The organism is Neobacillus niacini (assembly GCF_030817695.1).
Classification (GTDB): Bacteria; Bacillota; Bacilli; order Bacillales; family Cytobacillaceae; genus Neobacillus; species Neobacillus niacini_F.
The window spans coordinates 1-20,939 of record NZ_JAUSZQ010000007.1; the positions used below are offsets into that span (position 1 = coordinate 1).

22 protein-coding genes and 1 pseudogene are annotated in these 20,939 nt (G+C 37.0%); 22 read left to right on the plus strand and 1 reads right to left on the minus strand.

Annotation, left to right across the window (positions count from 1 at the left end; genetic code table 11):
- The 8 genes and pseudogenes from QFZ28_RS27860 to QFZ28_RS27895 all read left to right on the plus strand — a co-directional run.
- Positions 1 to 196, plus strand: a pseudogene (locus tag QFZ28_RS27860) (IS3-like element ISBt2 family transposase); the annotation flags it as partial.
- A gap of 257 nt (positions 197 to 453) precedes the next feature.
- Positions 454 to 600 (plus strand): Ger(x)C family spore germination C-terminal domain-containing protein, encoded by a 147-nt coding sequence (locus tag QFZ28_RS27865; RefSeq protein WP_373428174.1) that lies wholly within the window; start codon positions 454 to 456, stop codon positions 598 to 600.
- Between the two features lie 33 nt (positions 601 to 633).
- Complete coding sequence (locus tag QFZ28_RS27870; protein ID WP_307197853.1) at positions 634 to 1,764, plus strand: GerAB/ArcD/ProY family transporter; 1,131 nt, start codon at positions 634 to 636, stop codon at positions 1,762 to 1,764.
- 1,328 nt (positions 1,765 to 3,092) lie between these two features.
- Positions 3,093 to 4,250, plus strand: coding sequence for a TIM barrel protein (locus QFZ28_RS27875; RefSeq protein ID WP_307197854.1), 1,158 nt, complete (start codon positions 3,093 to 3,095; stop codon positions 4,248 to 4,250).
- A 460-nt stretch (positions 4,251 to 4,710) separates the two neighbouring features.
- Positions 4,711 to 5,676, plus strand: a complete 966-nt coding sequence (locus QFZ28_RS27880; protein ID WP_307197855.1) for a sigma 54-interacting transcriptional regulator — start codon at positions 4,711 to 4,713, stop codon at positions 5,674 to 5,676.
- Between the two features lie 2 nt (positions 5,677 to 5,678).
- On the plus strand, positions 5,679 to 5,873 hold the full coding sequence (locus tag QFZ28_RS27885) for a hypothetical protein (protein ID WP_307197856.1): 195 nt from the start codon (positions 5,679 to 5,681) through the stop codon (positions 5,871 to 5,873).
- A 700-nt stretch (positions 5,874 to 6,573) separates the two neighbouring features.
- A complete protein-coding gene (locus QFZ28_RS27890) occupies positions 6,574 to 6,969 on the plus strand; it encodes a hotdog fold thioesterase (RefSeq protein WP_307197857.1) in 396 nt (131 codons plus the stop codon).
- 720 nt (positions 6,970 to 7,689) lie between these two features.
- On the plus strand, positions 7,690 to 8,955 hold the full coding sequence (locus QFZ28_RS27895) for a benzoate/H(+) symporter BenE family transporter (protein WP_307197858.1): 1,266 nt from the start codon (positions 7,690 to 7,692) through the stop codon (positions 8,953 to 8,955).
- 111 nt (positions 8,956 to 9,066) lie between these two features.
- Here QFZ28_RS27895 and QFZ28_RS29910 read toward each other — a convergent pair whose 3' ends face one another.
- Entirely contained in the window at positions 9,067 to 9,186 is a 120-nt protein-coding gene (locus tag QFZ28_RS29910; protein ID WP_373428182.1) for an IS3 family transposase, read from the minus strand.
- A 756-nt stretch (positions 9,187 to 9,942) separates the two neighbouring features.
- Between QFZ28_RS29910 and QFZ28_RS27900 the strand changes: the two genes are divergently transcribed.
- From QFZ28_RS27900 to QFZ28_RS27965, 14 genes are all read left to right on the plus strand, one after another.
- Positions 9,943 to 10,398: an SRPBCC family protein gene (locus QFZ28_RS27900; protein WP_307197859.1), complete on the plus strand. Its 456-nt coding sequence runs from the start codon at positions 9,943 to 9,945 to the stop codon at positions 10,396 to 10,398.
- Between the two features lie 42 nt (positions 10,399 to 10,440).
- On the plus strand, positions 10,441 to 12,009 hold the full coding sequence (locus QFZ28_RS27905) for an AMP-binding protein (protein ID WP_307197860.1): 1,569 nt from the start codon (positions 10,441 to 10,443) through the stop codon (positions 12,007 to 12,009).
- A gap of 31 nt (positions 12,010 to 12,040) precedes the next feature.
- Positions 12,041 to 12,832, plus strand: coding sequence for an enoyl-CoA hydratase/isomerase family protein (locus QFZ28_RS27910; RefSeq protein WP_307197861.1), 792 nt, complete (start codon positions 12,041 to 12,043; stop codon positions 12,830 to 12,832).
- 132 nt (positions 12,833 to 12,964) lie between these two features.
- Positions 12,965 to 13,621 carry a benzoate/H(+) symporter BenE family transporter gene (locus QFZ28_RS27915; protein WP_307197862.1) on the plus strand — a complete coding sequence of 219 codons (657 nt, stop codon included), beginning with the start codon at positions 12,965 to 12,967 and terminating at the stop codon, positions 13,619 to 13,621.
- Positions 13,566 to 13,991: a benzoate/H(+) symporter BenE family transporter gene (locus QFZ28_RS27920; protein WP_307197863.1), complete on the plus strand. Its 426-nt coding sequence runs from the start codon at positions 13,566 to 13,568 to the stop codon at positions 13,989 to 13,991. The genes QFZ28_RS27915 and QFZ28_RS27920 overlap by 56 nt, the downstream gene beginning before the upstream one ends.
- Before the next feature lie 5 nt (positions 13,992 to 13,996).
- The gene (locus QFZ28_RS27925; protein ID WP_307197864.1) at positions 13,997 to 14,215 is read left to right on the plus strand and encodes a hypothetical protein; all 219 of its coding nucleotides are present in this window, start codon (positions 13,997 to 13,999) and stop codon (positions 14,213 to 14,215) included.
- A gap of 121 nt (positions 14,216 to 14,336) precedes the next feature.
- Complete coding sequence (gene modB / locus QFZ28_RS27930; RefSeq protein WP_307197865.1) at positions 14,337 to 14,984, plus strand: molybdate ABC transporter permease subunit; 648 nt, start codon at positions 14,337 to 14,339, stop codon at positions 14,982 to 14,984.
- A gap of 139 nt (positions 14,985 to 15,123) precedes the next feature.
- The gene (moaA, locus tag QFZ28_RS27935) at positions 15,124 to 16,140 is read left to right on the plus strand and encodes a GTP 3',8-cyclase MoaA (RefSeq protein ID WP_307197866.1); all 1,017 of its coding nucleotides are present in this window, start codon (positions 15,124 to 15,126) and stop codon (positions 16,138 to 16,140) included.
- Positions 16,141 to 16,221: 81 nt separating this feature from the next.
- Positions 16,222 to 17,238 (plus strand): thiazole biosynthesis adenylyltransferase ThiF, encoded by a 1,017-nt coding sequence (locus QFZ28_RS27940; protein WP_307197867.1) that lies wholly within the window; start codon positions 16,222 to 16,224, stop codon positions 17,236 to 17,238.
- A 203-nt stretch (positions 17,239 to 17,441) separates the two neighbouring features.
- The gene (locus QFZ28_RS27945) at positions 17,442 to 17,912 is read left to right on the plus strand and encodes a molybdenum cofactor biosynthesis protein MoaE (protein ID WP_307197868.1); all 471 of its coding nucleotides are present in this window, start codon (positions 17,442 to 17,444) and stop codon (positions 17,910 to 17,912) included.
- Positions 17,909 to 18,142, plus strand: a complete 234-nt coding sequence (gene moaD, locus QFZ28_RS27950) for a molybdopterin converting factor subunit 1 (protein ID WP_307197869.1) — start codon at positions 17,909 to 17,911, stop codon at positions 18,140 to 18,142. The genes QFZ28_RS27945 and moaD overlap by 4 nt, the downstream gene beginning before the upstream one ends.
- 259 nt (positions 18,143 to 18,401) lie before the next feature.
- The gene (locus tag QFZ28_RS27955) at positions 18,402 to 19,166 is read left to right on the plus strand and encodes a response regulator transcription factor (protein ID WP_307197870.1); all 765 of its coding nucleotides are present in this window, start codon (positions 18,402 to 18,404) and stop codon (positions 19,164 to 19,166) included.
- A gap of 49 nt (positions 19,167 to 19,215) precedes the next feature.
- Positions 19,216 to 20,337 carry an XdhC family protein gene (locus tag QFZ28_RS27960; RefSeq protein ID WP_307197871.1) on the plus strand — a complete coding sequence of 374 codons (1,122 nt, stop codon included), beginning with the start codon at positions 19,216 to 19,218 and terminating at the stop codon, positions 20,335 to 20,337.
- Positions 20,334 to 20,939, plus strand: coding sequence for a nucleotidyltransferase family protein (locus QFZ28_RS27965; RefSeq protein ID WP_307197872.1), 606 nt, complete (start codon positions 20,334 to 20,336; stop codon positions 20,937 to 20,939). Before QFZ28_RS27960 ends, QFZ28_RS27965 begins: the two co-directional genes overlap by 4 nt.

The window sequence follows — 20,939 nt, forward strand, 5'->3', positions numbered from 1 at the left end:
TGAGAGTAATATTGTTGTACCGAACATTCTCTATAGTAACTTTAAAGCGAGTCAACAAAATGAAAAATGGGTAACGGATATTACCTACTTACCTTATGGCTCGACTATGATGTATTTATCAACGATTATCAACCTATATAACAACGAAATAGTAAAAACACTCGCTTCTTTCAGCCACACAAGAAGTCTGGCTTAACGATTTCCTTACCAAGGTATAGATTCTGGACTGCAGTTAAATCCGGTGCAAGAGTTGGCTCCTGGAAAATTGTACTAACCCCAAGTTCCTGAGCATGTTTTATGTCTTTGATTTCAACAACTTTTCCCTTTACTCGAATCTCTCCACTGGTCTTTTGGTATAACCCTGAAAGAATGAACTGAGACAAAGAAAGCAGTGATGATTACTGTGAAAGCCGCCCAGAATGAGAAAAGCGATATCTTTGGTTTGGGGAAGCAGTGAATCGTGCAAACCCGAAAGCGTGGGAGAAAATGAAGAAGGACTGGAGCCAAACGTTTGCTCAAAGCAAAGTAGACGTTAAGGTGGATGCATTCATCCGGAATTCCGGCATGCGGTTGAAACCATATATGTCGAAACAAGAGTAAAAAGAGTAACAGTGAAGGGTGGAAAGGTTAGACGTGGAAAAAGAAAGAATTAGCCCAGGTCAATTGTTTGCCTTAATGGTGTTGTTTACAACTGGTATCTCACTAGTTTATCCAATTGGGATTTCTTGGATACGGAGTGTCTGGCTCTCAGTATTAATTGCATTATTCGGGGCTGTGGTTTTATTTCAAGTTATTGTCTATTTTCATTGTAAATATCCCGATATGACATTAAGTGGTTATTCCAGAAAAATTCTCGGTAAATATATTGGATGGCCGATTAGTTTATTATATATTCCTTATTTCATACATACCGCTGCAAGAAACTTAAGGGATGGGGGTGACCTATTAGTCACGGCTTTATATGACCAGACTCCGCTATTAATCATAAATACTATAATGATCATTGCGGTTGTTTATGTACTGTACAAAGGGATAGAAGTGTTTGCGAGAATTGCTGAAATCTACTTATTGATTCTAATTGTATTAGGTGTTTTAGGTAATCTCTTGGTTCTATTTTCCGGCATAATCGATGTTAAGAATCTGTTACCAATAGTAGAAAAAGGGTGGAGGCCCATTTTGCACTCGGCTTATCCAAAAATATTCATATTTCCATTCGCAGAAATGTTTATTTGTTTTACAACTATTCTCCCCCATTTAAATAAATCCAAATTAGGAAAGAGAACTGGTGTTATGGCTATCATTTTCAGCGGCCTCTTATTAACCTTTACACATGCAGTTGAAATCTCTGTTCTTGGGTCTAATATGTATAGTCGGTCTACCTTTCCGTTATTGGTCACAATCAGCAAAGTGAACGAAGCCGATTTCTTGCAACGTGTGGATGCCATTGTCATCCTCACTTTGATTATCGGCGTTTTTTTTAAGATCGCCATTTTTTCTTATGCTGCTGTGAGTGTCTCTGCTGATTTATTCAAGATTCTAAATCAAGAAAAGCTGGTGCTGCCGATTGGAATCGTAGTCCTTTACATATCTATGATAGTAACAAGTAATTGGACAGAGCAAGTTCAGCAAGGGACATTCCTTATTACTTTTGTTTACCCCCTGTTTTGTGTCGTAATCCCTGTATTACTATTAGTGGTTGATCTGATTCGTAAACAATTTGGCCCGCAACATGCTAGTATTAACGCTGATGAAAAAAGTAAGTAATCATTTTCACACTTTTCTTGTTTTCCGCCTTTTTTTTTAAAATGAAACAATGAGTAGAATGGAAATGGTGGATAGTAAGGAGATAATGATAAGGTATTCTGGAAATGTTATAACCCAAAAGGGATTTTTAATATCACGAATAGCATTTGAAAATTTGATTCCCATGAGAAGATTGATTACGAAATTAAAAGTGATACTTAATTAAAGAAATAATGAGTAAGACTATTTTCATGGTATTAGTTCCACCTTTAAAAGTTGTTCATAACATTGGAATATCGGAAGGGACTTATAATGCATTCTTTCTCAAAAGATAAATTCTTTTTTGGCTGATAGGAAAGTATAACTTTCCTATCAGGCATAAGTGCAACTACGCCTATGTCTTCACCCTATGGGGCTCGCCAATCAGCCAGTTTTCTTTAAAATCAGATATAAAAAAAGCCTAATCTTTAGTAACCTTTTCTAATCCATGTTTTTTTATACATTATAGATGATTGTGGCGGGAAAACCCATATGGAGCCTTTAAATTAATATAATCATAATAATTTTTGAGAAGTGATAATAGTTCTAACATGCATAACACCTTTGCAAAATCGATAAGAAAAAAATTTTTACAAGCCGTTACGAATAACCCAATGGTTTTTCTGACTCCTCATATTGGAAGATAAGAGTATTTCGAAATAATATTCATAAAAAGTAATTACTGACAAAAAAACTAAACAAGAGTTCTTTAATGGAAAAGAACAACCTCGGAAAACCGCACGAAGGAAAACATACGTTCAGTTTCTTACTCTACTAAAAAGATGCTATTTTTATTGGAATGAATGATAGGGTTTTCCGAAAGAAAAAAATCAGTCTCTAGATGAACGAAAAGCTTGTCTGAAGGCGATTCGACGACAATTTCGTAATCGGTTTAAATTTGAGTGTAGAAACAGGAAAGGAAAAAAGAACAAAGATGGTTGGTGTGAGGGAGTCTTGCGAAGTATTTAAAAATTTTCAAAAGAAATGTAATCCATTACATTTCTTTTGAATTGTTACCGTGAAAGCTGAAAGACAGTGAAATTCGGGCTGTTCCCAATTGCAACCCAAATCCAAAATCAACTGCATTTTGCTATTAATAAAGCGATTATTTTAGATGAGGTTTTAAGGAAAGCAATTTCTCGCTAAAAGGGTCTAGTTCAAGGAGCAGATCACCGAGATGTGGTGGGTATAAGATAAGTTGGATACTACAAAGATGTGATGGGAGTATGAATACGGTTTAGGAAATCGGGGTTGTGGTTGACTTTAGTATTAAGACACCATATTAAATTACTCTTATTGGAGGGAAAAGTATGAAATTAGGCTATCAAACGAATACCTGGGGAGGCGTAGTAGGCCACCCAGCTGGAGTTACTTCTGTAAAGGATATCTATTATCTTGCAAACGGTTCAACAGAGGATGCACTTAAAGATATTGCTACAGCTGGCTACAAAGGTTTTGAAATTTTTGACGGGAATCTGATGCAATATAAAGATAAAAAAGAAGAATTTCCAAAACTGCTCGCTGATCTTTCTTTAACTTTAATAGGCGTATATACCGGAGGAAACTTTATTTTTCCCGATATTTTAGAAGAAGAATTAGCGAAAATTGAAACTGTAGCTGCACTGGCATCAAGATTAGGAGCGAAGCACCTAGTTGTAGGAGGAGGAGCAGTACGAAAGAACGGCATTTTAGAAAGCGATTACAAGTATCTGGGTGATTCATTAAACAAAGTTGTTCAAATTGCTGAAAAATACGCTCTCATTCCGAGCTACCACCCTCATTTAGGAACATGTGTCCAGTCACCAGAGCAGTTAGATAAATTAATACCATTAACCGAGATTTATTTATGTCCTGATACTACACATATTGAAGCAGGTGGCGGAGATCCAGTAGAAGTGATAAAAAAATATGCCAACCGTATCAAATATGTTCATCTCAAAGACTATCAAGACGGAGAGTTTTTACCGTTAGGCGAAGGACATCAAGCATTTGATGTACCTAAAGGAACAGTTGATGTTGATGATGAAATTACAACATTAGTAAAATTTGAAAACGGCGCAATTGGAAGCATCGAAGCAACACTTAATGCATGGGGACGAAATAACTTCTTAACATTTGAAATTCACGGTGAAAAGGGCTCGATCTGCTTTAACTATGAGCGTCGTGACGAGCTTCAAGTATGCTTCTCAGATGATTCAGGTGATGCAAAAGGCTTTAGAACAGTTTACACTGGACCGGCTCATCCATACGGAGAAGGATTATGGCCGATTCCAGCTTTAGGTATTGGGTATGGAGAAACGAAAATTATTGAAGCGTACGATTTCTTGAAATCTATAATTGAAGATACAGAGGTTTCTCCGAATTTCGATGATGGATACCAAATCTCCGTTATTAGCGATGCCATACTTGAATCGGCGGAAAAGGGACAATGGGTTAGTCTTGAAAAAACTGCTGTAAAAGTAAACTAAGAAACTACAACTCATTTCAAACCGACAGATGCAGTCTCCTGTCGGTTTATTTGGTGGTGAAATAGAATTAGTGTTATTAAAGTTAGTGAATATAAAAGGAGGACATCAATTTGTATGATTTACAAGAAATGGGGAAATATTTTCCTTTTGGCCTTTTGGTAGTAAATTATCAGGGAGACATATTATAAGGTAACCAGCTCTGTGAAAGTATGCTAAAAGTCAAAAATACCACCAAGAAATTAATACAAAATGTTTTGCCTGAAAGTAACATTATTAAAGTTATAAAAGAAGGGGAATTTCAAATATCCTCCTATAATTCTACTGAAGAAATGCCTTTAATGAAAATCTCTTTAATACCGGGAAAACTGGGCGTGATACTATTTCCCTAAAGAAGTTTAGTCAGGAATTTCTAAGTAAATCTGCGAAAGTTATTGAGTTAAAACAAGAAATGGAAGCCATCATGAATTTGAGTGGTGAATTAGTTACGATTACTGATGCAGAGGGAATAGTATTAAGGGTTAACAACGCTTGCGAGCAGATTATGGGTGTAAAGGAATATGATTTTGTTGGAAGGTCTGCTTTTACTTTAGAAAAAAACGGTGGTGTTATAAACGCTTCGTCAACAACACATGTAATTGCTCAGAAAAGAAAAATTACAATGAATCAAATAACTAAGTCCGGCCGTCGCTTAATTGTGGTAGTACACCCAATTTTTAATGATGATGGAAAATTGAATAGAGTAATTAATATTTCAAAAGATGTAACTGAAATAGATAACCTGCAAAAAAAATTGGAAGAGACAAAGAGTGTTTTAGATTACTATCGGCAGGAGCTTAGCATTCTGCAGACGAAAGATCAGGAGATAGTCGTTAAATCAAAGGCCATGGAAAAGGTATATGAACTTGCGTGCAGGATTGCCGATGTCGAAGCTACTATATATATTAATGGAGAAACAGGTGTTGGTAAAGAAGTAATGGCGAGAACAATACATAATTTAAGCAATAGAAAAGAAGCACCCTTCGTTAAAATACATTGCGGGGCAATCCCGGAAAGTATAATGGAATCAGAGCTTTTTGGTTATTCAAAAGGTACATTCACCGGCGCAAGTAAACATGGAAAAAAAGGGTTAGCCCTTGCCGCTCATAAAGGAACTTTATTTTTAGATGAAATCGGTGAATTGCCACTTAATTTACAAGCGAAATTACTTCAACTTTTACAAGAAAAACAGTTTATGCCACTCGGAGAAACAAAACCTATTCAAGTAGATGTCCGGTTTATAGCAGCGACAAATCGTAACCTGGAGGAAATGGTAAGGCAAGGAAGTTTCGCGAAGACTTATTTTATAAATTATTTGTTTTACCGATTACGATACCTCCTTTATCTGAAAGGAAAGAGGACATTCCGTTTCTCGCAAACCATTTCCTAGATATGTATGGTCATAAATACAATAAATTCAAAACCTTTGATCAAGAAGTAATTCACATATTCACAGATTATGAATGGAAAGGAAATGTAAGAGAATTACAAAACACTATTGAAAGACTAGTTCTTACTGTCCAAGCACAGCATATTGATTTAGGGCATCTTCCTGAAAATCTAACAAAGGCTATTTTCTCAAGTTAATAGAGGCAGTTCGACCAATTTAATAAAAATAGATGGTCATCAAGCATCTTTTGGTCGAAAACTGTTTTTGGAAAGAAAAATCAAACTCATTTGTTGGTATCTGGTCAATTAAAACACCCTCTCAAGAACAATTGATATCATCATTATTACCAAACATTCGTTCTTGATAAAAAACCTTCTGAGTAAAAGGGATATTCATAAAAATTAATATTGGAGGTAAATTTAATGATAGAAAAATAAACTGAGCTACAGCTACTGAATAAAAGCATTAAACATAAAAGAGTCAGGGCGGTAATTGTAAGTAAGAAAATGAAAGTGAAGTGAATAAGAATCTTAAACTACGTTTTTTTAAAAAATGTATAATTAATAATAATTTAATTAAGAAAATGGTTGATGTTTATTGAAGAAACAGAAACGATAATGCTTTTTTGAATATTTTTTATCTCTTGTTCCATGATTATTAATTTTTTAATGAAAATAAGTGATGTTGTTGACATCGCCCTGGTGAGTAGGTTAACTTGCAGGATTTTGTTCATGAAAGTTGAAGAAAAGTTGATTACCATTAAGGCTGGTCATCTACTTAAAGTAGAGCATATATCTATTTTCATCTAGCTGCTTAAGGATTCACAATGAAAAGACAGAGCTAAAGAGTATGTTTTCACAAATTGGGATATGAAATTAAGAAAAGGGGAGAAATTAGATGGAAATAAAGCCAATTGAAGAAACAATTATGGGATCTTTGGGTATTGAACTAGGAGAACTATCGGAAGATCGAGTAATAGCAACTATGCCGGTTCATGCGAAAACCCATCAGCCATTTGGACTGCTTCATGGAGGTGCCTCGGTAGTGTTAGCAGAAACTGTTGCCAGCATGGGAACATGGAATTTAATTGACCAAGAGAACGAAGCAGCAGTCGGTCTTGAAATCAGTGCCAATCATATCCGAGGAAAGCGGGATGGGATGGTGACAGCTGTGGGAAAGCCGTTGCATAAGGGTCGTACCACTATGGTATGGGATATCAAAATTTTAGACGAAGAAGAAAAACTTATATGTGTTTCTCGCTGTACAGTAGCCATAATAAAAAAGAAAAAGTAAACTTAGTTTCTTTGAAATTTAAGTTCTGTACAAAAAACATTCTATTAAATATATAATCTATATCAATGATTATTTAATTATACGAAGTCTTAGTATCATTTATGTAACAGCGGCTTTTGATATACAATGTACCTGGTATTCACATAACAATTTAAAACTCAGAAAAATCAAAAGGTGTCGATTATTAGTAAATAAAAAAGGTCTGTAATTGTGAAAAACAAGTATATCAGGAATATCGCCGACAAAAAGCGAAAAAATTATGTTTTTTGCGTTCTGTCGGCGATACCCCTACTAAAGAACATAGATTCTAGAACAATGTGTTTGAAGTAAGAAATATTTTTAAAAAAGAAAAATAAGATTTTAAAAGGGTAAAGTAAATTAATTGATTATTCTATTATCAAGGATCGTATTTTAATTCTACTTCATGGTGGATGATAAAAATTCTTTGATAGTTTTTACTTACTATTGTTTGAAAACGCTTTCTTAATTATTTTGTAATTTTGAAAGATTATTTAAAACATAGAATAGGGGGAATGAATAATGGAAGGTAAAAGGAAGTAGTCTATCTTCGGAAGAAGGGATTAGCCATCTATCACGTTGGCTAATGTGCTAGGAGGAGTCGTCTGCTGTTTTAGGTAATCCGGACTTAGACCTGGTTCTGCGACCAGGAACAAGTATCTTTTTCTTTACAATGGAATGATAAAAAAGGAGGTTTCCAACATGAGTATCGAACGAGGTACAGACGTTAGGAAAAATATTAAGGATTTTTTCGGTAATTTAACTCCCTCTGCTCTTGGAACTGGTCTGGTTGCTGCGTTGTTTAGCATTATGGGGCCAGGTTTAATTGTAATGAATGCAGCTAAAGAAGGGAATCTTTCTGTTGAGCAGGCCGTTTCCTGGTTGTTTATTATTTATACAGCGGGAGGTATATTTACAATTATCTTGTCACTCCGCTATCGCATACCAATTGTGGTTGCTTATAGCATACCTGGTGCTATTCTAATAGGTAATGCCTTAAAACATATTCCTTTTAATGAGGCAATTGGTGCATCTATTGTTGCTGGAATAGTGGTTACTATTCTTGGAATGTCAGGTTTGATCAAGAAGGTTATAGAATTAATTCCTCTCCCGGTCATGTTAGGTATGATTGCTGGGGTCCTTCTCTCTTTTGGTATTAAAGCAATTCAGGCTGTGGTAGAGGCACCAGCCGTTGCAGGGAGTTCCTTTGCAGCATTTTTCCTCTTGTTAGCGATGAAAAAATTCTCAAAAAAATTCCCGCCTATTCTAGGAGCAATGATAATAGGAGGGGTAGTCGCTGCAGTAATTGGTCAGACAAACTTTAGCTCGATACAACCTGCACTTGCACAACCCATCTTTGTAATGCCTCAATTTAGTATACAGGCTACTTTAGAACTCACGTTACCCTTAATAATACTTATTATTGGTGTTCAGAATATGCAGGCTGTCGGGGTGCTTTATGCTACAGGATATAAACCTCCTATCAATGCTATGTTTACTCTTCCAGGTATTGGTACAATCGTTAACTCTCTTTTTGGAGGACATCCTACTGTTATAGCTGGACCAAGTACTGCTATGGTTTCTAGCGATGCAGCAGGTGAGGATAAAAATTTAAGATATGTAGCAGCAACTTTTGATGGATTTCTTTGGATTTGTTTTGGTTTAGTAGCAGGGATGGTTATTGCAGTTTCGACGGTTGTTCCTAATCAATTGCTCTCCGTGCTCGGTGGTCTTGCTATATTTGGAGTGTTTATAAGCACATTTGCTGGAGCTTTCAACGGGAAATTTAAAAATGGAGCCATGGTAGCATTTCTTATAGCTATTTCTAATGTAACCGTATTTTCAGTTGGTGCCGCTTTCTGGGCTCTATTGGTAGGATTTGTCGTTTCTTTATTACTTGATCAAGAGGACTATAGAAAAGCAAAAAGTAAAATGCAGACAGAAAATAAAAAAGCAAAAAGTGCATAATATATAGGCTTTATAATTTTTTAAAAAAGCGGCATTCAACCCTGGACTGTATCCTTTAAAATGGACAGTTTAATAAACAGGAACTTGCTACTAGAAGGTGATCCCAGGTATTCAACCGGGGTCATTTTTTAATCTCCATTGGTATCTCTCATAATTACAATCGTAAATATATACGTCTGCTTTTTTCTGTAATTCCTTTAGGTTCTCACATGATTTATGATCATTTAAGATGACTAAAGAAAGATTCTATTGGAGCGTTATCCCAACAGTTTCCTTTCCGACACATGATAGTATTAACTTTAATTTTTTGATCTTCTCTTGAAAGAGAGGATGGGTGTAATGAAAACCCTAGCCAGAATGAAAATGACATCAGGGTGAAACTGTTCACCTATAGCTTCTTTCAACTTAATCAATGTTTTATAGACAATATCTAAAGAACTGGATAGATGATAGGTAACCATTTCTCGTGTTGCCCTATCTTTCACACAAGATAACTTTCCGTCCCTTTCCGTAATAAAGATACGTAATATCCGCCAATAACACTTTACCTGGTTTTTCTTGATTAAACTCAAGGTTTAGTAAGCTATGGCATGTACGGTGTTCTTGGGTGCTTTACCCATTTTTCGATAAGGATTCGCACGTCTAATCTTCGTTAAAAGGTGGTATTCAAAAAGTGACTATTCATTAATATAAGAAAATACATCCTGTTATTTATAAATCTAGTATAACGAAAAGAAAACAGATCTGGTCAAAAACATTCAATGTTTGAAATAATAAGAAATATTTTAAATGATTAAAACAAGATTTTGAAAACAGAAAGTAAGTTTATCGATTATTATGTTATTAATGAAAGGTGAGATCAACCTAAACGCTCCATAAATATTTAATACTCTTTTTTAACTTTTTTTCATTAATGTTTGTAACCGCTTTCTTAAAAGTTTTTTAAATTTAGAAAATTATTTAAAGATAGAATAGGAGGAGTTAACGATGGAAGGTAAAGGGAAGTTGAATTTGCCAGCAGGTATTGAACAGTCTTGGGATGTGTTATTAGATTCCGAGGTGCTTAAAAGATGCATTATGGGGTGCAAAAAATTAGAGCTAGTAGAAGAAAATAAGTATGAAGCTGATATTTCTATGGGTGTTGCAGCAGTGAAGGGTGACTACTCTTCTACTATTGAATTAGCAAATATTGATAAACCTAAATCTTATCGAATGATCGTAAAAGGTGAGGGCGGTCCTGGAAGTATTGAGGCTGTCGCAGATATTAACCTTGAATCAGTAGATGAAAACACAACTGTTCTTCATTACACCTTTGAAGCAGAAGTGGGAGGAAAAGTTGCGATGGTCGGTCAACGAATGCTAGGTGGCGTAGCCAAGTTGGTCATTAAAGACTTCTTTAGTAAATTTGGGAAAGAATTAAAAAAAGCAAACGTACACAGTTAATTAAATAATTAATCAATAAAGGGGAGAAGGGAGAGATTTTTTATGAATTTAGGTACATTATTGGATTTTGCGGTTGAGCGCTATCCAAACCATATCGCTCTAGTTCAAGGACTAAAATCTTATACTTATGTCCAATTGCAAAATGAAGTAGAAAAAGTAGCTGCTTCTTTGCAGCGTCTAGGCATTCAAAAGCAGGACCGTGTTGTCGTAATCTTAAAGAACAGACATGAGAATGTTATGGTTTACTGGGCATTACAAAAGATCGGTGCGATCTATACTCCAATAAATCACCGCTTATCTGCTAAAGAGGTCGAGTATTGTGTAAACGATGCTGAAGCGAAAGCGGTCGTCTATGAATTAGCAAGTCAAAATGCTGTGTTAGGTTCGAACTTTGCTGAAAGGCCAATCTTGATTGGTGTTGAGAATTACAATGGTGTAGATATTTCTTATCCTGAACTAGTAGACAGAAGCCCAAGAAGTTATCAAAAGCCAACTTTAGATGAAAATGATATTTCGATTATGCTTTACACATCTGGAACAACAGGACGTCCAAAGGGTGTACCACGAACCCATAGGAATGAATATGCCTCAGCAATGGCACATATCGTCCAAAACCAGTATCAGTTATGGGAAAGCACGTTAGGAGTAATGCCGCTTTATCATACAATGGGAGTTCGTTCGCTGCTCTCAATAGCTTTTTTAAATGGAAAATTTGCCCTTTTACCAGAATGTGACTTTGATGCTGGTGAGGCGCTTGAAATTGTACACAAAGAAGGAATTTCTTCCCTTTATTTAGTGCCGACGCTTTATCATGATATGCTAACACACCTAGATTTTGACAAGTATGACCTTTCTAAGCTTGAAAAAATCGGTTATGCCGGTGCAGCAATGACAACGACATTAGTAAATCAATGTATGAGCTTACTTAAACCAAAACTGTTTGTAAATCATTACGGCAGTACGGAAGTTTATACGTTTACCATCTGCCCAAATGTTCATGAAAAGCCAGGCAGTGCTGGTAAACCTGGTATACACCAAAATATTCGTCTGGTAAAAGCAGATCCAGATGGCCATTCTACTCCTGATGATATTGTTGGGAAAGAAGAAGTTGGTGAAATTATTGCAAACCTGGATTCCATTGAAGCATTCAAGGGGTACTGGAATCGCCCTGATGCTACTAATAAAGCGATTCGCGAGGGCTGGTATTTTACAGGGGATATTGGTTTTATTGATGAAGACGGCGACTTATTCGTTGTTGGCCGGGTTGACGATATGATTATCTCTGGAGGAGAAAACATTCATCCATTAGAAGTTGAAGATTGTCTGACTCAACATCCTAAAGTTTTGGAAGCTTCCGTTATTGGGGAGCAGGATGATCGCTGGGGACAGATCGTATCAGCCTATATTGTTTCTAAAGACGAATCAGTTACAGCACAAGAACTGGATGAATTTTGCAAGAATCTTCCCAGTTTATCTAATTTCAAAAGACCTCGTAAGTATACGTTTGTAAAAGAAATTCCAAAAAGTCCTGTAGGAAAAATTCTTCGCCGAAAATTGCGTGAAGGTGATTTTGATGCGCTGCACAATCAAAGTGAAACTATCAGCAAATAAAAATCTTAAAATAGAAAAGGGGAAATAACAAATGACTATAACAGAACAAACCTATGACCACATTCGAGTAGAGAAAAATGTAGAAAAACAAACGGCAACAATCGTGTTCGATCGTCCAGAGAAAATGAATTATATCAGTATGCTCGGCAGAGATCAGCTTACAGAAATTTTTGCTGGTTTAAATCAAGACGATGAAGTGCGTGTCATCATCCTCAAAGGAGCAGGTGATGTATGCTTCAGTGCAGGAGGAAGCATTCCTGAATTTATGGCGACACATCAAGAAAAGCTTTCCCATTTAGCAGAGAACGTTGCTGCTCCTGAGCGTTCTCCAAAACCTGTCATCGCTCAGCTCCAAGGGTATACGTTTGGTGTAGGACTAGAACTTGCGATGGCATGTGATTTCAGAATCGCACGCGAGGATACGCTGCTTGCCCTTCCAGAAATGAACCTAGGAATGATCCCAGGGAGCGGAGGTACACAGAGAATTGCAAAGGTTGTGGGCTTAACAAGAGCAAAGGACATGATTATGCGTGCAAGAAAAATTCCTGCTGATGAAGCGTATCAATGGGGTCTTTTAACACAAGTAGTGTCCAAAGAGGACCTTCAACAAACAGTAGATTCACTAGTTGAGGAGCTTGTTCGATTTTCTCCGATTGCCCAGCGTGTCGCTAAAGAAGTGTTAAACGCCTCTGAAGAAAGTCCGTTAAGTGTTGGATTGAAAATGGAAGGGAAAGCATACGGTCTCTTGCGTACAACAGAAGACTTTAAAGAAGGCGTAGACTCGTTCGTTGAAAAGAGGAAACCTGTTTTTACAGGAGTGTAATAAAGAGATAATCACCGGCAGAGGATGCCGGTGATTATCTCTTTATAAAGGGAGTTCAAAAAAAGTTACTATTACAATTCATGTATGCTTCAAGGGGGTTAATAGAACATAGATAGTAGAAGGAGTGTTGGCATGCAGCTAAACAAGGTTTCTGAAAACAAGAAAGGGTTTTCAAGTCATTTGAATGTAAATACTATTAGTGCAGGAACGATGGCAGCAATCTTTGGCTGTACTGGTCCGTCATTAATTATAATAAACGGAGCAGCAAATGGTGAATTAACTCAAACACAGATGATTTCTTGGTTATTTGCAATATATTTTTTTGGTGGGGTTTTAGGAATACTCATCTCCCTGAGAAATAAACAGCCGATTGCTGGCGCTTATTCAATTCCTGGTGCTGTGCTTGTTGTCGGTTCATTGTCAAACTTTTCTTTAAATGAAGCTGCAGGTGCTTATTTAGCGGCAGGGATCATTGTATTTATTTTGGGGATTACAGGGGTTATCGGTAAAGTGATGCACTGGATTCCGGTTCCAATTGTTATGGCGATGATTGTTGGAGCAATGATTAGTTTTGGGACAGAGATGATTGCATCACTCGAAAAAGCACCAGTCATTGCAGGTTCATCAATCCTCGTGTATCTTCTCTCATTCCGTTATATAAAAAATTTTCCCACCCATTTTAATGTCATTAGCAGTTGCTATCGTTTTATCGGTAACAATGGGAGAATTCAAAGTGAGAGATTTGGAATCAGTTTTTATCGTACCTCAGCTAGTTACACCATCGTTTAACATTGATGCGATTATTTCAATCGGTATCCCACTTGCACTATTAGTAATTGGTGCTGAAAACGCTCAGGCTACAGGTGTGTTAATGACACAGGGATATAAACCACCGATTAATGAGATGACCATTTTAAGCGGCATTGGCGGGGTTATTACGTCTTTTTTTGGAGGACATAATGCGAATATAGCGGGGGCAATGACAGCAATCTGTGCATCAAAAGAAGCTGGTCAAATGGAAGGAAGATATGCAGCAGTCGTTGTTTGTGGTGTGTTATTTTCAACATTTGGACTGTTTGCAGGTTCAGTCATACCTTTTGTAGCTGCAATGCCGAAAGTATTAATCAGTACTGTTGCTGGACTGGCTGAGTTCTTTTAAGTTCATTGCAGGAAGCGTTTTCTAAACCTCACTTCCAGGTTGGTTCATTTTTTGCCCTCATCATTGCGATGTCAGGAATCCATTTTTATGATGTAAGCTCCCCATTCTGGGCGATATTAGGCGGTGTTGCTATTTCTCTGATCATTGAAAAAGCTGATTTTAAAGCCACCCGTGATCATCAAAACGTAAAAGGTGCAGATTCTAAAGTATCTCATGGAGTGTGAAATAATAAACATTCCCCAGGTTCTAGAAGTATGGAGGGAATGGTTGAACACAGACAGTATGTCACTTATGAAAAGAATAAAAAATTAGTAGGAGATTTATGGGGAAAGAGAGGTGGATGTCATGCAGGACTTTTGGTCTCCAGTCTTTTTATCCGTAAAAGTATTTATCGTAGCAGTCATTTTTACGGCGTTTTTTGGAATTTATGCGGGAAAATGGTTATCTGGAAAGTTATTTAGAGGGAAAATCGTACTAGAGACAATATTGATGATTCCTTTGGTGCTGCCTCCTACGGTTGTGGGGCTGATATTAATTCTCTTTTTTGGCAACACAAGCTTTATAGGTAAAACGCTTAATTTCTTTCAATACTCCATTATGTTTACATGGTGGGCGGCTGTTATCTCTTCCATTGTGGTCGCCTTTCCGTTGATGTTTCAAACCGCTAAACAGTCATTTTTATCCGTAGATCGAGATATCACGAATGCTGCCTACGTCGATGGGGCAGGAGAGTGGAAGGTGTTTTGGAAAATAGAAGTACCGCTTACTTTAAAACAGCTCGCAGCAGGTATCATTTTAAGTTTCACACGCAGTTTTGGTGAGTTTGGTGCAACCTTGATGTTTGCAGGCAATCTTCCTGGAAAAACCCAAACTGTTCCTGTAGCTATTTATATGGCGTATGAAACTAGTGACATGCAAAAGCTTTGGCTGTGGGTGGCCGTGTCCATCGCCATTTCCTTCCTCTTTTTATGGATGAGCTCCTGTTTAAAATAAAGTGAAACTTCTTTCATTGGGGCTTTCAACGTATAGAGGGAATGAGACCATATCCCCCGTAAGGGTTCAGTGTTTTGGATGATGGCCTAGTTCAAGTACCTGCACTTGATAGGAGAATGTTGAATTTGAGGTGACAATCATGAAACATTTATTAATACATGATCATTTGAACCGTCCATTGCGTGATTTGCGTATTTCCGTTACAGACCGCTGTAATTTCCGGTGCACGTACTGTATGCCTGCAGAAATTTTCGATCAGGATTATGTATTTATGCCAAAGGAACACCTTCTCACATTTGAAGAAATTGAGCGGTTGGCAAGAATTTTTGTTCAGCTTGGGGTGAAGAAAATTCGTTTAACAGGCGGTGAGCCTTTATTAAGAAAAGATTTGACTGTTTTAGTCCAGAATCTGATGAGGATTGATGGAATTGATGACATAGGGTTAACGACAAATGGCGTTTATCTAGTAAAGCACGCTGCTGATCTTAAAAAGGTTGGTTTAAAGCGGGTGAATGTCAGTCTCGATGCAATCGATGATGAGTTATTCAAAAAAATAAATGGACGCGGTGTCAGCACGAAAGCAGTTTTAAAAGGAATTGAAGCAGCACGTAATGCAGGGCTTGAAGTAAAAGTGAACATGGTTGTGAAAAAAGGGATGAATGACCATGAAATTATTCCGATGGTTTCCTATTTTAAAGAGCAGGGCATTACATTACGATTCATTGAGTTTATGGACGTGGGAAGTACGAACGGCTGGAATTTTGAACAAGTTGTTTCCAAAAAGGAAATATTCGATAGGATTCAAGCTGTCTATCCGCTTGAGGCGCTGGAACCTACCTATTTTGGGGAGGTAGCAAAACGTTATCGTTACGTGGGAACAAAAACGGAGGTTGGCTTCATTACTTCTGTTTCGGAATCATTTTGTTCAAGCTGTACACGAGCACGCATTTCAGCCGAAGGAAAACTGTACACATGTTTATTTGCGGCAAAAGGCTTTGATTTGAGGGAAGTGGTCAGGTCAGAAATATCAGACGAAGAAATAGCAAATGCCGTTACGGAAGTTTGGAATAACAGAAAAAACCGCTATTCTGATGAACGAACGGAAGAGACGGTGAAAAACCGGAAAAGAATTGAAATGTCTTATATTGGCGGTTAATAAAAAAAACGTGTCAACAACATCAATGGCACAATCCTTTTCACGAGTAGGCAAAGATCATACGGGAAGGAATGATTGGAGTTGAACAATAGATATTCTCGACAGGAACTTTTTTCATCGATTGGAAAAGAGGGACAGAAAAAGATAGCGAACAAGCATGTGCTCGTAGTTGGGGCAGGAGCATTGGGAACAGCCAGCGCAGAAGGCCTCGTAAGAGCAGGAATCGGCAAGCTGACAATCGTGGACCGCGATTATGTAGAATGGAGCAACCTTCAGCGCCAACAATTGTACGATGAAGAGGATGCAGGAAGGAAAATGCCAAAAGCTATAGCGGCGAAAGAACGCTTAAGTAAAGTAAATTCCTTTGTTGAAATTATTCCACATGTGATCGATGGTACAGCTGAGAAATTGGAATTGCTTTTGCCTGAAGTTCATCTCATCTTGGATGCAACGGATAATTTTGACACAAGAATGATGCTCAACGACCTTTCGCAAAAACATGATATTCCTTGGATCTATGGAGCATGTGTCGGTAGTTACGGTATGAGCTATACAATCATTCCGGGAAAAACGCCGTGTCTACATTGCTTGCTTGAACATGTACCCGTTGGAGGAGTGACATGTGATACAGCTGGCATTATCAGTCCTGCTGTCCAAATGGTTGTGGCTTACCAAGTGTCAGAAGCGATGAAAATATTAGTAGAAGACGAAGAATTGTTAAGGAAAACCCTTGTGTCTTTTGATTTATGGAAAAACCAGCATACTGCTGTGAAAGTTGGAAAAATGAAAAAAGCCACATGTTTATCTTGTGGTGACAATCCGATTTATCCGTTTCTTTCATTCGAAAATCAAATGAAAACGGAAGTGTTATGCGGGAGGGATACTGTTCAAATTAGGCCGCCGAAATCAGTTCAATATGAATTGAAAAAGCTTGCGGATCAGCTGTCACATGAAGGGAAAGTAGAACAAAACCCGTATTTGATATCATTTACAGTTAAATCTTTCAGGATTGTTATTTTTCGGGATGGCCGGGTGTTTGTTCATGGCACGAAAGATGTAAAGGAAGCCAAAACGTTATACCACCGTTATTTAGGATAAATTTGAAACAATGAGGAGAATGATAGAATTACGATTGTAGTGACTGTTGCGGTACAACATGTGATGAACTTTGCAAACGAGAACCAAAAAGAGGTTCTTATTTGTTTCGAGGAAGATAGATTGTTAGATTATTTGGTTATTCGTTAACAAATATAGCCCAAATTCTAACATACAATTGCTCAAGGAGAGGATGAAATAACGCCGTGGATAAATCATTATTCGAAGTAATTAATAAACCTATAAATGTACAGAAAGTGATTGATAGTGTCGTAAGACGAGAAGCAGGAGCGGTGACAACTTTTATTGGTACGGTAAGGGAAATTACGAAGGGGAAACGAACATTGTATCTAGAGTATCAAGCGTATCAATCGATGGCGGTGAAAATGCTTGAAAAAATCGGAACAGATATTAAAGAGAAATGGCCTGAAGCGAAAACGGCAATTACCCATCGAATAGGAAGACTGGACATTTCCGAAATTGCCGTCGTTATCGCTATTTCAACTCCACACCGAAAAGACGCATATGCTGCGAATGAATACGCTATTGAACGCATAAAACAAATTGTCCCTATATGGAAAAAAGAGCATTGGGAAGACGGTGATATGTGGATCGGCGATCAGCTCGAACAAAAACCGTATCAGAAAGGGAGACCGGAAATGGGAGAAAATGAATGATTACTGTTTTATTATTTGCCCATCTGCAAGAACAGTTAGGAACAGATAAAATTATGATCAATAAGACAGAATTAACGGTTACAGCGTTAAAAGAAAAATTAGAAGAAGAACATGGTTGGAATCAAGGACAGCCCTTCATGATTACAATCAACGAAGAATATGCGATTGATGAGGACTTAATTAAAGAAGGTGACATTGTTGCTCTGATCCCTCCTGTCAGCGGAGGATAATAAGTTGAATATTTTTAAAATCAAATTGATCTGGTGCAAACTTTTAAACTATAGGTAAGGAATCTATAAATTTTTATAGCAAGTAGATTTTGTATAAGAACCTTTAATATTGCTTAGAAATCTTATTATAGTTTGTATATTTGATAAATTTTTATAATACTCATCTTAAAAAATTAAAACAGTTATGCCTGAATTATTTTTATAATTAAGTTCAAAATAATATGTTTAATAAAAAGATTTATAAGTAAGGGGGGATCTTTTGGCTGAACTCTTAATTGTTGATACAGACTCTAGTAGTATAAGTGATATACGTCATATTGTTGAAAACAGCGCCTATAGTTTTCTTCGTATTTATGAAGCTAATACCGCACAAAGGGCAATGTTGATGCTTAAACAATCCCGTCCAAGTGCGCTTTTGTTGGATGTTTCACTTCCTGATATGGATGGGATAACTTTGGGAAAAAATGCACTGCAGCTTTATCCGGATTTATCTATCATTGTAATTACCGGTTTAAAAATGTTTGAAATCGTCCAATCAGCAATTAATGCAGGTTTTTCAGCTTATTTATTGAAACCGCTTACTAAAAATCAACTTTTGGACACATTCGATCGTGTTTTAAAACCTGTAATTAAAAAGGAAATAAATGAGACAGTGAATGATGAAGACAGCATCAATTTTGACTTAAGAAAGCCAATTCAAAGCGCAGTGCAGTACATTCAGTTACATTACAACGAAAGTCTTACTCTTAAAAATATTGCTGATAAAGTTTATTTAAGTCCATCGTACTTTAGTAAATTATTTAAGGAAGAAATAGGGATGACTTTTGTCGAATACCTATCTTGGATTCGTGTTCATAAGGCAAAAAATATGTTAAGAATGACTTCACTACCAATTGACGTTATTGCTAATAATGCAGGTTTTGCTAATTCTAGTTACTTTGCAACAACATTTAAAAAAATAGAAGGGAAAACACCAACTCAGTATCGTGAGCATTTTTTCTGGGATCAGACAGAAAAAATATAAATGAATATTGTAACGTTGACAAAATTTTAAAACTTCAGGAGGGGTTGTTGTGTTTACAATAACAAATGAGATGGAAAGGTGTGGTCGAGAGAATAAAAGAGGCGTCATGGCCACCGTCATTCGCGTAGAAGGATCAGCATATCAGAAAGAAGGGGCAAAATGCTTTATTGCTGAGGATGGAGAGCTAATAGGCTTGTTAAGCGGGGGATGTGTTGAAAGCGATGTCATTGAACACGGAAAAGAAGTTTTACAAACTGGGAGGCCCAAAAAAATCTATTATGATTTCAGAGATGAAGTAGACCAAATTTGGGGGCTTGGAGTAGGTTGCAACGGCGCGATAGAAATTTTTCTCGAACTATATGATCCCATCGGTCATCCTGAAAAATGCGAGTTAATGAAAGCAGCTTTTACAACAAGTAAAACAGAAATAATTGCAACGATTACAGCATCTAACAACGAATTTGAAATCGGCGATAAATGGATTGTTTCTGTTAAAAACGAAGTTATTTCTATTAATCGGTTTGAAGTAAAAACCAATCCCTACTCCAAATTATTAAAGGGAAAATCAATGCTTGCTTCACTGAATAATAACACTGAGGTATTCTTTGATTATATTGATCCCGTGCCTACACTGTGCGTTTTTGGAGCTGGACCAGATGCTGCGCCATTGGTCAAGACAGTGAAAAACTTAGGTTGGTTGGTAAAGGTAGTTGATCATCGACCAGGCTTTGTGAGTGAGACTAATTTCCCATTAGCTGATGAGTTAATTTGCTATCAAAGAGATGAAAGTCCTGAAGTTGGATTACATGAGAATGTATATGCCGTTGTAATGAGCCATCAATTTATCCAAGACCAAATTGTTTTAGAAACGCTTTTAAAGTCAAACATTCCCTATATCGGAGTGCTCGGGCCAGTGACAAGAACAGAACAACTGCTGCAGCCGATATGTAACAAGTATTCCATTGCCGAATTAAAACTTGATCGGATTTATAGTCCAGTAGGGATTGATATCGGTGCAAAAAATCCTGAAGAAATTGCTTTAAGTATTGCTTCGGAATTGGTCAATGTTCATCGGGATGGCAATTCCGTGCACTTAAAACAAACAAAGGGGAACAGCCTTTTAAATACGGCCAATTCAACAGAGGGGTGTGATTTTTCATTGCAAATATGAAAAATGAAGTCTGGGGTATTGTTTTAGCTTCAGGATTATCAAGTAGAATGGGCACCCCGAAAATGCTCTTGCCTTATCAGCAAAAATCCCTTGTTCGCCATGTTATTGAGAAGTCTTTAAATTCAGTTCTTGATGGTTTGGTTGTCGTCATAAATCCAAAAGTTATGGGGTTATGTAAGGAAGTTTCAATTCCTGGAGTAAAGGAAGTCATCAAAAATAATGATTCACATTTAGGCATGTCAACCTCTATTAAAGCAGGATTGCATTCATTACCTCAACAAGTAGAGGCAGCAGTTATTCTTTTGGGAGATCAGCCTGAAATATATGAACATTCAATTAACAAAGTAGTAGAGACTTACCTTTTGAACCATAAACCATCAATTGTCCAGTCTGTCTTTTTGAACAACGAAAAAGGTCATCCAGTATTATTCAATCGGAAATTGTTTCCTCATCTTTTAAAGATAGATGGAGATAGTGGCGGAAAGTCAGTGGTTCAAAAGTTCACCAGGGAGGTTGTTTATGCCGAAATGAACGAGATGAACATACCTGATGTTGACACTTTGGAAGATTATCAACGCTTGATTAAAGAAGAGGAGGTTTGA